The 13,597-nt window shown below is 51.3% G+C and carries 12 protein-coding genes; 5 read left to right on the top strand and 7 right to left on the bottom strand.

Annotation, left to right across the window (positions count from 1 at the left end):
• Nucleotides 1–151: 151 nt before the first annotated feature.
• The 6 genes from MRY86_RS01710 to guaB form a co-directional block, all read right to left on the bottom strand.
• Nucleotides 152–754 carry a TIGR04282 family arsenosugar biosynthesis glycosyltransferase gene (locus MRY86_RS01710; RefSeq protein WP_293569351.1) on the bottom strand — a complete coding sequence of 201 codons (603 nt, stop codon included), beginning with the start codon at nucleotides 752–754 and terminating at the stop codon, nucleotides 152–154.
• Nucleotides 747–2,132: an efflux RND transporter periplasmic adaptor subunit gene (locus MRY86_RS01705; protein ID WP_293569349.1), complete on the bottom strand. Its 1,386-nt coding sequence runs from the start codon at nucleotides 2,130–2,132 to the stop codon at nucleotides 747–749. The genes MRY86_RS01710 and MRY86_RS01705 overlap by 8 nt, the downstream gene beginning before the upstream one ends.
• A 66-nt stretch (nucleotides 2,133–2,198) precedes the next feature.
• Complete coding sequence (locus MRY86_RS01700; protein WP_293569347.1) at nucleotides 2,199–3,641, bottom strand: TolC family protein; 1,443 nt, start codon at nucleotides 3,639–3,641, stop codon at nucleotides 2,199–2,201.
• A gap of 159 nt (nucleotides 3,642–3,800) precedes the next feature.
• Nucleotides 3,801–5,123, bottom strand: coding sequence for a DUF5103 domain-containing protein (locus MRY86_RS01695; RefSeq protein WP_293569345.1), 1,323 nt, complete (start codon nucleotides 5,121–5,123; stop codon nucleotides 3,801–3,803).
• A 51-nt stretch (nucleotides 5,124–5,174) separates the two neighbouring features.
• Nucleotides 5,175–5,789, bottom strand: a complete 615-nt coding sequence (locus tag MRY86_RS01690; RefSeq protein WP_293569343.1) for a DNA-3-methyladenine glycosylase — start codon at nucleotides 5,787–5,789, stop codon at nucleotides 5,175–5,177.
• Nucleotides 5,790–5,851: 62 nt separating this feature from the next.
• Entirely contained in the window at nucleotides 5,852–7,333 is a 1,482-nt protein-coding gene (guaB, locus tag MRY86_RS01685; protein WP_044222861.1) for an IMP dehydrogenase, read from the bottom strand.
• Between the two features lie 110 nt (nucleotides 7,334–7,443).
• Here guaB and MRY86_RS01680 point away from each other — a divergent pair, with 110 nt between their 5' ends.
• The 3 genes from MRY86_RS01680 (at nucleotide 7,444) to MRY86_RS01670 (ending at nucleotide 11,107) form a co-directional block, all read left to right on the top strand.
• Nucleotides 7,444–7,887 carry a nucleoside deaminase gene (locus tag MRY86_RS01680; RefSeq protein ID WP_282784806.1) on the top strand — a complete coding sequence of 148 codons (444 nt, stop codon included), beginning with the start codon at nucleotides 7,444–7,446 and terminating at the stop codon, nucleotides 7,885–7,887.
• Nucleotides 7,888–7,992: 105 nt separating this feature from the next.
• Complete coding sequence (locus tag MRY86_RS01675) at nucleotides 7,993–8,532, top strand: hypothetical protein (protein ID WP_293569339.1); 540 nt, start codon at nucleotides 7,993–7,995, stop codon at nucleotides 8,530–8,532.
• Nucleotides 8,533–8,623: 91 nt separating this feature from the next.
• A complete protein-coding gene (locus MRY86_RS01670) occupies nucleotides 8,624–11,107 on the top strand; it encodes a gliding motility-associated C-terminal domain-containing protein (protein WP_293570971.1) in 2,484 nt (827 codons plus the stop codon).
• A gap of 2 nt (nucleotides 11,108–11,109) precedes the next feature.
• Here the strand turns inward: MRY86_RS01670 and MRY86_RS01665 are convergent, their stop codons facing one another.
• Complete coding sequence (locus MRY86_RS01665) at nucleotides 11,110–11,760, bottom strand: protein-L-isoaspartate(D-aspartate) O-methyltransferase (protein ID WP_293567394.1); 651 nt, start codon at nucleotides 11,758–11,760, stop codon at nucleotides 11,110–11,112.
• Between the two features lie 144 nt (nucleotides 11,761–11,904).
• Here MRY86_RS01665 and MRY86_RS01660 point away from each other — a divergent pair, with 144 nt between their 5' ends.
• Entirely contained in the window at nucleotides 11,905–13,302 is a 1,398-nt protein-coding gene (locus tag MRY86_RS01660) for a phosphoglucomutase/phosphomannomutase family protein (RefSeq protein WP_293567391.1), read from the top strand.
• A gap of 71 nt (nucleotides 13,303–13,373) precedes the next feature.
• Nucleotides 13,374–13,597: Rpn family recombination-promoting nuclease/putative transposase (locus MRY86_RS01655; RefSeq protein ID WP_293570969.1), on the top strand; the 224-nt coding region annotated here is incomplete at its 3' end.

The following is a 13,597-nucleotide window of genomic DNA, read 5'->3' as shown; positions in this document are numbered from 1 at the left end:
TTTTCATCCTGGTAGCACGGGCCCCGACGAAGCGCTGCTTGTCGGGATGCTGATCATCCTCTGGGATCGTCAGCATTCGAATCCCGTACGGGCTACACTATCAAAAGGAAACCTCACTGCTTCCCTTTTTTGTTTTCTTTCTCTCCTGTCTTTAAATTTCCCAGCCATGTTTCTCCCAGTCTTCCGCATAGTCGATATCTGAAAGGGTGGGGGCAAAGGCAAGTGTGCCTCCGGTTTTCAATATACGTTCCTGGGTTATTTTTGCGACCTGATTGGTGCTCCACTCCATACCCCGGAAGAGCTCCGGGCTGGGTCGCTTCATGCCAAGAAGGTAATAGCCACCATCAAGGGCAGGGCCGATAACATAATCATGGCTGGAGAGCTTTGCAAAGGCTTGCTCAATAATCGAGGTGTTGATCTGCGCAATATCACTGCCAACTATGATTGCCGCATCTGCAAGATTCAATGCTACTTCAAATGCGTGAGCCATGCGCTCGCCCAGGTCATTGCCCTGTTGCTGGCGTTTCTCAAATTTACTGCCAGGCCAATCGTCGTCTTCTCTTACCTGCACGCTATAAAACAGTAGCCGAAGGGCATCCACGCCTTCGGCTACCGTACGGGTTTTGGCGAGGAGCGCCTTGTAGATGGCTAGTGCCTGATCCTCGCCCAGAGTTTTGGCTAACCGGGTCTTTACTTTTCCTTTTTCCGGGTTGCGGACAAAAATAATCAGTGCCTGTTTTGCTTTTTTAGTCATTATCGCGTTTGTAGAGTTCATCTTCATCTACGACTTGAATCTTTTCACCGGATTTCAGCTTACGAGCGACGGCTGCATACGGGCCGGTTACAACTTCATCGCCTTCCTTTAGCCCTTCAACTACTTCGATGTATGTGTCATCCTGCACGCCTGTTTTGACTTTCTGCATGCGTACCGTATCGATGCTGGCCACAAAAACGACCTCCATTAAGTCCTGTTCTTCCTCTTCCAAGGCTGCAGGCTTAGCTTCGGGCTTTTCATCGTCTTCCCGCTCCCGGGTAGTCACTGCTTGAATTGGAATAGAAAGTACACCATTGGCCACTTCGGTCCGGATGTCAACACTGGCAGACATACCGGGCCGGAATGGATAGGGCTTCGAGGGAGTGATGAGGTCATCGTAGGAAGCGGGGTCGATATTGATGCGGACTTCAAAATTGGTCACCTGATCGCTGGTCAGGGAAGCGGCAGAGGCGGCATTGGTTGCCGAGTTGGCAATTTGAGTGACCTTCCCTTTGAAGACGCGGTCGATGTAGGCATCCACTTCAATCGCCACTTCGTCACCTACCGTGACCCTGGGGATGTCATTCTCACTTACTTCCACCCGGACTTCCATGGCATTCAGGTTGGCAATGCGCATCATCTCTGTACCGGCCATTTGGATGGTACCCACCACGCGTTCCCCTTCCTCTACGTCAAGGCGGGAAATAATGCCGCTCATGGGAGCAAAGATTTCGGTGCGTCGCAGGCTGGTTTTTAGTTCTTTCAGGCTGGCTTCAGAGCTTTGGACGGTATAGGCGGCAGCTTCTGCGCTTTGTTTGGCTGCTTTAACGTTAGCCTCGGCAGAGCGGAGGTTGGCTTCCAGCGCCCGGAGATTAGCAAGTGATTGCTGATAGTCTGCTTCGGAGATCACGCCATCCTCGTAGAGCGGCTTATTACGGTCCTGGATTTCCCGGGCGTTGATCAATTGTGCCTCAATTTGTTCTTTCTGGGCAGTGAATTGCTCAATTTGGGCACGGGCATTGGCCAATTGCGCTTTGGCGCTGTTTACACTTGCGGCGCCGCGCTCTACCTGAGACTCAAAGGCATCCGGGTCGATGCGGGCCAGTAGCTGTCCGGATACCACGGAGTCGCCCTCTTCGATGAGCAGATCAACGATTTCACCGGATACATCAGAGCTGATTTTTACCTCCGTTTGAGGGAATACCTTGCCACTGGCGGAGACTTCTTCCACGATAGTCCGTTTTTCGGCTTGCTCGGTGATGACCTTTTCGCCCTTGGGCTTGGATTGGTTGCGCCAGATAACAACGGCAACCAATATCGCAATCAGGCCAATTAAGGCAAAAATAATGGTGTTACTGCGTTTCTTCGTTTTAGACATGATGTGTGGCTAAAGTTGGTTAAGAACCGCTGCTTGTTCCGGGGCGGCTCCAAAAATGAAACTTTTCTAATTCATATTCAGCTCCAGTGCCTTGCCCATATAGAAGTCTATGGTCTTCAGGTTGAACAAGTACTGGTATTTGGAACGGATCAGCTCAATCCGTGCCTGATCGAGTGTGGTGCGGGCGGTTGCGAATTCCAGGGTGTTGATGGCGCCTAGGTCAAATCGCTTTTGCGCATTGTCGAAGGCCATTTCCGCAGCGTCTACAGAACGTTGGGCGGCTTTGTAACTGTTGAAAGACGCCCGGGTGTCTGCGATGGCGCGCTGTACATCGGCCTCTAAAAGTTGGCGTTGCTGCACGCTGCCCACCTCGGCATTCAGTTTGCTGATCCGAGCTCGTTCTTTATTGATGCGGTTGGTGTGACGGCTGTAAATTGGGATATTCAGGTTGAGCCCTACAACCTGGCCAAAGTTCTGGTCAATTTGGTCCGTGTAGGCAATTTGTTCGTCATCTACCGGCACCTGCGATTGAAACTCAATGGTTACGGGGCTGCCATCGATGAAGACAGTTTGTGGTACCCGCTGAGTTTCGAAAATAGGGGACCGAAAGGCAGAAGAGAAGTTGGAGTTTAGGTTGGCAAAGAGCGAAAGGGTCGGTAGGAAACCAGATTCGGCAATAGCCTCAGAAACCTGAGCAGACTCGATTCGCAGGTCAGCGGCCCTGATTTGCGGTTGGGTTTGCAGGGCGGCGCTGTATACTTCTTCCAAGCCTACGGCTTGTGGATTGGCATTGCCAGGGAGTTCAATAAACTCAGGGCGAACGATTTTCAAATCGTCCTCCGGCCCAAGCTGCATCAACTGTTTGAGATTGAGGTAGCCAATATTCACGGCATTTTCAGCTTCGATGATGGCCCGCTCGTTTTGAGCGATTTGGGATAGGATATCCAACCGGTCATTGGCTGGTACGGAGCCTGCACGGATTAATTTGTCGGTTTGTTCGAGTTGCTCTTCAGAAAGTTCGAGGTTCTTTTCTGCATTGGTTAGTTGCTCCTCTGCGAGCAATATATTGAGGTATGCGGCTGCCACATCTAAGGCTAGGTTGTTGGAAGTCGCTTCGGCATCAAGCCTGGCAGCGCGGGTGTTGAGCTCGCTTTGTTTGATGGAGTTATTTATGAAGCCGCCACCGTAAAGCGTGGCGTTGGCATCCAGTGAAAAACTATTGAAACCAATGCGCTCGTTGTTAAAGCTATTGGTGGTGGGGTCAATTGTACGCCCAAACTGGTAGCCTGCTCTTGCTCCGGCACTTAAGGCTGGCAGCCGGCTGTATTTATTTTCCTGTATATTCAGTTCAGCGCTGCGGATGTCATACTGTGCCTGCCGCAGGCTGAGGTTGTTTTGTTGGGCGTACTCAATACATTTTTCCAGAGACCAAGGCTGGGTCTGAGCCTGGATCATCCAGCTGGTCAAAGCAAAGAAAACTAGTGTCAGGGCGGATTTCTTGATGGTCATACGATTTGGATTTTGCAGTAGTCAATGCTGCTTCTCTGGCGAATAAGTCATAATAGCTTATTCATCGAACGCAGCACAATAATAAGTGCCCGGCTCCAAACCGCCACAAAAATTATATTAAGGCCAACTTATGTCGGATTAATGTCCTTTTTTCCGGATTTAGGGCTCCAAAGTGGAGGTAAAAGTAACAGAGCCGACCGCCCGGTCGTATCGGCTACCGAAAGGCCGGTAGTAAATAATAATGGTATACTCATTGATGGTTTCGTGAGAATCGCCTTCCAGCAGGGAAATGTTCAGGTTGCGGTCCTGCTTCTTGCGATTGTTATTCGGTTTGGGTACGGCAGCATACATGTAGTCATAGTAACCCTGTTTCAGAATGATCCAGGTGGCATAGGCCTGCAGATTAGGGTCATATTCGAGGCGGTAGCGGTCTTTGAGGGTCCAGTCCGTGAACCCACCAACAATATATACATCGTAGCCCGGAAGTTTTTCCGTATTCAGTGCAAATGAGACATCAGCATATTCGGCATAAAGCTGATCGAGTGCCAGGTCTTCCTGCCGGTTCCCTCCCCGGTTTTGATCAGTGGTTTCAATAATGAACTTACCGTTAAGGTCTTCAAACGTAGTGTAGGCGAGTTTGTCCCGGGGATTATCGGCCTTCATCTCCACGATGTAAGAGTCTTGTTCCTGCCGAACGGAGGCTACATTGAAACTGACCCGCCTGAAACTGCGCAGGTCTGCAAATCGGAATTCCTTGCCGCCGGGGAAGACAATTTCGTCCTGGTAGTCGAAAATCATGAGTTCGGGACGGATGAATTTGGGCTCTATCCCGGTAATCGCACTGCGCCACCGCCCATTTTGCATCACGGTTGCGGTAATTTCCTGTTGCGGATTTTGAATATTGAGCTGCTTGTGGGCAACATTAAAGTCTATTTCCTGGTGGGTACGCAGTTTGCTAACGTTGTTGGCCCGCAAAAAGCGAGGGCTGATTCCCACCAGTTGCTCCACTACCACGAACCGCCGCGTAATGACCAGTTGCCGGTCGTTGGACTCATCGTAAACGAGCAGGAGATAATTGCCAGACAGTCGCCACCGCATATCACGATTGGGGAGAGTCAGGGTGTAATGGGTGTAAGGCCAGAGCGTTTTAAAGGAAAAGTCGTACTTCTGAATACGTTCCTCGTTGAAGCCATCGAGGTATTCCATCTCCTGCAGATTAGAGGGGTTCCAGTTGCGGTCACAGTGGACGATGCTGTAGAAGTAGTCCTTGACATCTGCATCCAGGTCGTCAAAGGAAAGCTTGAGCTGAGCGCCCGCATCCAGGTTGACAATGGGGTTTGACAGAACCAGCCCATTCACATGAAAGCGAACCGACCGGATGTGATCCACATAAACGTAGTCGTAATTCTTGATTTCACTGTCCTGGGCAATCAATGAGGAACTGATCAGCAGGGTAATAAAGAGTAAGCGTAGTGTTTTCATCCTCGTATTTTGGTATTTCTTTTAGTCAACGAATTTTCCGGCTTAGAATTGTCAGCGGCTGAGCCAGGGGTTGCCTGCAATGGTAAAGCGCCATGGCCATTGGGCGCACTCCCCTGCGTAGCTTACACCGATCCTTGCACTTTCAGCTATGTTTTCAGTAGACGGTATTTGGTCGCCGTATTCCAGCCATATCGGGCCTGGTGGGTCGGTGAGGTCCGTACCTGTCCACGCCTTCGTGATGCCCATGGCCTGAGCAAGGGTGCCCGGGCCGGCGGTCAGGCGTTTTTCTAGCCGCTCCATGCCTCTTCGCTCCAGCATTAAGGGCTGACCATACACAGGTTCCAGCGCGCGGATGAGGACAGCTGAACCTACATCTGCTTTGCCGGTAACGATATTAAAAAGATGGTGTATGCCATAACATAGATAAACATAGGCATGCCCGCCTTCCATAAACATCACTTCTGTGCGCTTGGTACGCCGCCCGCCGTAAGCATGGCAGGCTTTATCGCCATCCTGATGGTAGGCTTCCGTTTCCACGATTCGCCCAACAGTACGTTCGCCATCGATTTCTGTAATCAGGTGCTGCCCCAGCAGTTCCCGGCTCACCTGCAGCACATCACTGCGGGTGAAAAAGGACTTAGGAATACGTTTCTGCGGTTGCGGCATAGTGCGGGCAAAATTTCAGTTAGGACCGAAAATAGCACTATTGCCGCTTTTTGCAAAATGCTTTACCGACGGCTGTAGTTCGGCGACTCTTTGGTGATGGTGATGTTGTGCGGATGGCTCTCCAGTATACCGCTACTGGTTATCCGGACAAACTGCGCATGCTGCAAATCCTCAACGGTAGCTGCGCCACAGTAGCCCATGCCAGCCCGCAGGCCACCCAGGTACTGTACCATCACTTCAGCGACGGTTCCTTTATAAGGTACACGCCCTTCGATACCTTCCGGTACCAGCTTCTTGATGTCATCCTCCACATCCTGGAAGTACCGGTCCTTGGAGCCTTTTTCCATCGCGCTTATGGAGCCCATGCCACGGTAGACCTTAAATTTCCGGCCTTCGTAGATGATCGTCTCGCCCGGGGCTTCCTCCACACCGGCAAATAATCCACCAGCCATGATGGTATTCGCGCCCGCGACCAAAGCCTTAACGATATCACCAGTGTAGCGGATACCGCCATCACCAACAATCGGTATGCCGAGGTGCTTAACCGCTTCATAAGCATCATTGATGGCCGTGAGTTGTGGGACACCCACGCCAGCGACGACCCGTGTGGTACAAATAGAGCCTGGCCCTACGCCTACCTTGATACCATCCACGCCAGCCTCGGCCAGCGCCAGGGCTCCGGGGCCTGTAGCTACGTTGCCACCGATGACCTGTAGTTCAGGGAAGTGCCCCTTTACGTCTTTGACGGCGTTGAGCACACCAGCAGAATGTCCGTGAGCCGTGTCAATGATGACCACATCGACCCCAACTTTCACCAAGGCTTCTACCCGGTCCATCATATCAGAAGTGACACCAACGGCAGCGCCTACTACGAGGCGGCCCAGGCTGTCTTTGCAGGAGTTTGGAAAATCCTGCACCTTCATGATGTCCTTATAAGTGATCAGCCCGGCCAGTTGTTGGTTGTCATCCACCACCGGAAGTTTTTCGATCTTATGCCCCTGAAGGATGTCGCGAGCCTGTTCCAGATTGGTGCCTACTGGTGCGGTAATGAGGTTATCCTTTGTCATCAGCTCCTGTACCGAAGCATCAAGGCGGGTCTCAAAGCGCAAATCCCGGTTGGTAAGGATACCCACCAGTTTATTGGCTTTGTCAATGATGGGGATCCCACCGATTTTGAAGCGCCGCATTAAGCTAAGCGCATCACCGATGGTAGCATCGGCTTCCAGCGTGACGGGATCGACGATCATGCCACTTTCTGAGCGCTTGACGCTGCGGACCTGCTCGGCCTGCTGCTCAATCGTCATATTTTTGTGGATGATCCCGATACCACCCTGCCGGGCGATGCTGATGGCCAGCTTGTTCTCAGTCACCGTATCCATGGCGGCTGAAACAATGGGCGCATTCAGGCGAAGACCTTTTGTAAGTTGAGTGGATACATCGACTTCCCGTGGCAAAACCTGAGAGTAAGCGGGGACGAGGAGTACGTCATCGAAGGTGAGCCCTTCCTTGACGAATTTGTTGTTAGCTGTTTTCTGTATTTCCATGCGCAAAGGTATGGAATTTGCCTGCAAAAAATAAAAGCGAGACGCCATGGAATTCTAAAAATCCCTTTCGGGTTGGTGGAGGTCCGCCGTACACCTTCTATATTTGCGGCATGCTAAGCGTACTCAGTGACGAACACTTCATGAAAAAAGCCTTGCAAGAGGCTCAAATGGCGTACGAAGCCGGTGAAATCCCGGTGGGAGCAGTAGTGGTCTGCCAAAATCAGATCATTGCCCGGGCTCATAATCAGACGGAGCTCCTCAACGATGTGACGGCCCACGCTGAAATGCTTGCCCTTACGGCCGCAGCCAACCATTTGGGCAGCAAATATTTGCGCGATTGTACCTTGTACGTGACGTTGGAGCCCTGCGTTATGTGTGCCGGTGCTTTGTACTGGGGGCAGTTGGGCCGGCTGGTTTACGGGGCACCCGATGAGAAGCGGGGCTATCTCAAGCAGGGCAATCAGCTCCTTCACCCCAAAACGAAGATTGAGTATGGCGTACTGCAAGAGGAAAGCCAACTGTTGCTTAAAGCCTTCTTCCGGCAGCGGCGTTAAACTGGCGTTAAAGCAGGTTAAAGAGTTTTAACCCACTGGCAAATTTGGCGTCCTACCTTTACATTGGAGGCATTTCCTTTGTGATTTTACCAAATCCGACTTGCTATGAAAACTTTCTTCCCATTCGCCATCCTGTCGTTTATCTTGCTCAGTTCCTGCGGTCCAACCCTGAGCCCTTTTACCGCAAGGGTCTACGATGAAGGGCGCTTTACCGAAGCTGAGCTGAAGCGCATTCAGTTTTATCTTTCTGAGCCGATTGTGCTCACACGGGAGTTGCGTGCAGAGAAAGCCGAAGTCATTTCCGGTGAGATCAAGTTGGTGAACGGGCAACAGGTGGAGCAGGTAGTTATCCCCAAAGGCACCCCTGGTGCTGTCCTCTTTACCCCCGATCGGGAGCGGCTTGCCATTTCCTTTGAGAGCGGCAGTGACGACCGCTACCTTATTTTTGGCCCCAATCCGACCATGAACGACCGCTACACCCTGCGTGCTTCCGACTGGGACCGGCGTGCTGCGATTGTTACCTATAACGGCCGCAAATGGCGTGCGGGTGGAAGTGCCGCCCTGGCTACCTTGTTGGTGGACCTGAGGAAGGTAGATCAGGTATCGGTGCGTTCCCGGACGGCTGGCGGGCGGCGGGTCGATTAATGGAGGTTGTTAAAGTCATTTTTACAGGCAATAATGCTGATTGGAGCGCTTTTTTTTAGTACCAAGTAAACGCGTACTAAAACGACCCCAAATGAAGTATTTGCTCTCGATCCTGGCATTTTTCTTGCTGACCATTACGGTTTATACCCAATCTTTTCAATACCATTTACAGTATCCGGGTGAGGATGAATTGATCGAGGTAGCGCCCTATCAGCTGGCAGCTCATAACGATGGAAGCTTTGGCTTTCTGCACGGGGAACAATTTGAGTATAATAATGTCAACCTTTCCCTGCATGCACCTGATGCGACGGTAGAATGGGCTAAAAAGCTCGCACCTTCAATAGATTCTAAGTACCTGGGGGAGGGCAGTATGATCGCTACTTCCGATGGGGGCTTCCTGGTTGTAGCCAACCTGCGGGAATCCTTGGATTTGGGCCCGCTCGCCTCAGATTGTGGGCTGGTTAAACTAGATGCACAGGGGGAGTTGGAATGGGCCCGCTATTTTCCTGGTTTGGTATTTGAAATAGTGGAAGCAATTTTTGGGAATGGGGCATTTCTGAAGGAACTGGACGATGGCTACCTTATTTGCGGAAGTACTGTGGACCGGATTGTTGTACTTAGGTTAGATGAAGCGGGTATGCTTCTACAGGGGTATCAGCTTTTTGTGGGGACGATTGACCGGTATATCGTCCCTCGTTTTGGTGTTTATGAAAGCCAGGTTCACATTAATGTTCGGGTGTTTGAAGGACCGCCTGCGAATTATATCACCTCAGGGTCTGTACATTTGGTTTTTGACTACGAATCAGGAGAAATGCTTCGGCGCGATTTTTACGATGGCATTGCTATATGGGATATGGAGGTAGATGAGGATGGAAGTATTTACACTATTGTAAGTGGCGGTTCTTTCGAAGAGGGCCGCCTGATAAAGTATCAGCCGAACGGCACACCAGATTGGAGCAGAGCTGTCGGTCGGACCGGAAGCTTGTTTTTGGAGGAATCTACAGTTGGTCTTCATTACAGAACAGAGGGCAATGAGCCTTTAGGAGGGGTCAGCAAAATTGATAAAGCAACTGGCGACCCTATTTCCGGCAGTGTAAGCCGACTATGGCATAATATACTGTATTCCTACTTTGACGTGGAGCCGTTAAGCAGTCAGGCTCGGTTAGGGCACTACTTCTTTACAGGGCCTGATTTCGGGCACGCTGTTCTATACCGTACTGAAGCTGATGGTAGCTTCCCGGATTGCCCGAGTGTGGAGCGTTGTGATTTGGAGATGCCTGCAGCACCGCATTTGGATCCGGAGCCTATACCAGTAGATATACAACCTTACAATCAACAGGAACTATTGCCGCTGACGCTGGAGGACTACCCCGTCGTACTCACGCCGTTTTGCCTGCCTTTAGAACCCGCCGCCGCTGATTTTTCGATTCCAGATACGCTCTGCCGGGGCGAGGTGCTGGCATTGGAAGCGGCTGCAACTGACCTTCCTACTGTGTCGATCTGGAAATTACCAGGTTTGTTGCCCGAGCCGTTGAATGGAGACACTGTGCTGGTCCCCTTAGCTGCTCCCGGTGTGTATGACGTGGTGCATATTCGTACTGCCTATGGCTGTGCAGATACTGTTGTCAGGCAAGTGGTTGTAGAGGATGGGCCGTTCTTTGAGCTGGGCCCGGATACAGTACTTTGCCCGGGCGATAGTATCCGGTTGGAAAGTGGGCTGACTGCCGGGTCATACTCTCTGATCTGGCAAAATGGCGATGCCAGCCTTGGCATTTGGGCGACTCAGCCCGGTACTTATCAGTTAACTGCTACTGGCTCGGAAGGCTGTGCTTATGAAGATGCCGTTGAAATAACTCCAGGTGAGGTGCCCACTGTAAACCTTGGCAGGGACACAGCCTTTTGCGATGGCGATACTTTTAGCCTGTCAGCTGAGAATGGAGTGGATAACCACTGGTATCAATGGAGTACAGGCGAGGTGAGCCCGGAGATTCAGGTTGCTGCTTCGGGCAACTACTCCGTTACGGTCACCGATTTAGAAAATGGGTGTTCTGCTCTGGACACAGTTGTGCTGGCAGCCGTTGCACCTCCGGTTTTTACCTACATCCCTGATACCGTTTACTGTCCCGGGGTTGCGCTGTTGTTACAGGCAAATGCTGACATGCCTGTTCGGTTCTTTTGGCCGGATGGCTCTGCGGGTAATTCATTTTCAGTAGATAGTGTGGGCGCTTACCTACTCATCGCCGATCATCAGGGGTGTGCCGATAGTGTGGTTATCAATGTAATACCAGGCGAATGCAGCACCTCCATTTTTATCCCCACGGCCTTCTCGCCTAATAATGACGGCACCAATGATGTGTTTGAGGTCTACGGACCGGATGTGGAAATACGCCGGTTGCGCATTTTTAACCGGTGGGGTGGGTTGCTCTTCGATCAAATGGGGGCAGAAGCGTGCTGGGATGGGGAAGCCGCAGGGGAGGTAGTCAACACTGGTGCCTATTTGTACCTTATCGATTACCGTAATGTGCTGGATGGAAGCCTGGCACAGAAAAGTGGGGTAGTCCAGTTGCTGAGGTAATGCTACACTTTATTAATGCCTTTTAAGAAAGGCACAAACTTGAAATCCGCAAACTTTTCCGTTTCCACGTCCCCGGCTTTATTCAGCCGGGTCAGGCGGAGCATTTTCTGTGCTTTATCGCCTACAGGGATAACCAGCCTTCCGCCTACTTTGAGTTGGAGCAGGAGGGGTTCCGGAATTTCCGGAGCACCGGCAGTGACGAGTATTTTATCGAAGGGCGCAAATTCAGGCAGGCCCTTGTAGCCATCGCGCAGGTAGCAGCGAATATTGCCCAGTTGCAATTGGTCGAGGAGCTTTTTGGCCCGGCGATGGAGCAGTTCCTGCCGCTCAATGGTGTAGACTCTGGCACCCAGCATGGCCAAAATTCCCGCCTGATAGCCGGAACCGGTCCCGATTTCCAGGATTTTGTCCCGCTTTTTGACTTCCAGCAGGCTCGTCTGATAAGCTACGGTGTAGGGCTGGGAAATAGTTTGCTCATTCCCAATTGGGAAAGGTTTGTCTTGGTATGCCCATTCCTCAAAGGCCTTATCAAGAAAGAAATGCCGGGGCAGCGTACCAATAGCGTTCAGGATTTGCTCATCCCTGATGCCTTTTGCGCTAAGCTGCTCCACGAGCTTTCGGCGCATGCCTTTGTGCCGGTAGGTGTCTGTCAAACGATTATGGTTTTCTAACAATAGAGTGTGGCGAATTTACTAAATTCGGGCGCTAATCATTGCCAACCTTGTGGTAGAATTGCAACCCGGCAGTGAACCCCTCGTACAAATCTGTTTACCATAGCATATAAACCATTGACAAATATGACAAAGATCAAGTTCGGAACCGATGGCTGGCGCGCCATCATTGCTGAAGATTATACGGTTGAGAATGTAAAGCGGGTAGCGGCCGGTACTGCGATTTGGATGAAAGCCAATGATGCAGCTCAGGTGGTGATTGGGCACGATGCCCGCTTTGGTGGCGAATTATTTGCCCACACCACTACCCGGGTAATGGGCGCTTACGGGATGAAGGTCAGGCTGGCGAAGGGCTTCGTCTCCACACCTATGGTTTCTTTGGGCGTAGTGAAGACCGGATCAGACCTGGGCGTTGTCATTACGGCAAGCCACAACCCGCCTTCTTACAATGGCTTCAAACTGAAGTCCAAACTGGGCGGCCCAATGATCCCCGCGCAGGTGGCGGAGGTGGAAACGGCAATTCCGGCAAGTGTGGACCTCGAGCTGCCGACCCTTCAGGAAATGGAAGCTCAGGGGCTATTGGAGTACGTCGACCTGGAGCAGATTTACGTCGATCATGTTACCGACGGCTTTGATCTGGAGAGTATCCGCAATGCCGATTTTAAAATTGCCTACGATGCGATGTACGGAGCCGGGCAGAACGCGCTGCGCCGCTTATTGCCCGATGCGGTTTTGCTGCACTGTGACTACAATCCTTCATTCATGGGGCAGGCACCGGAGCCCATCCACCGTAACCTCAGTGAACTATCTGCACTGATTAAAAACGACCCGTCAATCGGCCTTGGCTTAGCTAACGATGGTGATGCGGACCGCATTGGCATGTACGATGAGGATGGTAACTTCGTGGATTCTCACCATATTTTATTGTTGCTGCTGCTTTACATGCACGAGTATAAAAAGCAGACCGGCAAGGTCGTTGTCACCTTTTCTGTTACGGAAAAAATGCAGGAACTGGCAAAGCAGTTTGGGCTGGATATTGAAGTAACCAAAATTGGCTTCAAATATATTGCCGAGATTATGGCACAGGAACCCGTTCTGGTAGGCGGGGAAGAGTCCGGCGGCCTCGCCGTAAGTGGCCATATCCCGGAGCGCGATGGCATTTGGATTGGTCTGACCATCATGGAGTTCATGGCGAAAACCGGGAAATCCATTAAAGAACTGATTCTGGAAGTTTACGACCGGGTAGGGTCCTTTGCCTATGACCGGGATGATCTGCATCTTACGGAAGTGAAAAAGCAGGCGATCATAAACCAATGTAAAGAAGGCAGTCTGAAAGCTTTTGGCCCCTATCAGGTGGAGCGTGTGGAAGATATTGATGGATTTAAGTTTTACTTTGGTGGCAGCCGGTGGGTGATGATCCGCCCTTCAGGTACAGAGCCGGTACTGCGGGTTTATGCGCAGGCTCCGGAGCATGATGAGGTACGTCAAATCCTGGATGCTACGCATAAGGCGCTGCTCGGATAATGTTTTTTGTATCAAATCGCTGTTTTTTAGAACAAAATGATTATTTTTGGGCTTGACGCATACTCTGTATCATGCCTATAAAATATGATGTCCATCAACCAGACGACCGCTTTTTCAAGTCGGCTATGAGCGACCCGGATGTGGTCAAAGCTTATCTTCAGCATTTCTATCCTAAAATTGCAGCTATTGCAGACCTTTCAAGCCTGAAGCTGGAAAACAGTGTCAGCCTGCGCCCCAACCTAAAGCGGTTCGAGGCGGACGTCATTTACCGCTGCCGGTTTCAGGAGGAGGCAGA

Source organism: Phaeodactylibacter sp., assembly GCF_022763345.1.
In the GTDB taxonomy this organism is placed as follows: Bacteria; Bacteroidota; Bacteroidia; order Chitinophagales; family Saprospiraceae; genus Phaeodactylibacter.
Note: the sequence above shows the minus strand (reverse complement) of the source record. Positions and strands in the feature narration are given on the sequence as shown.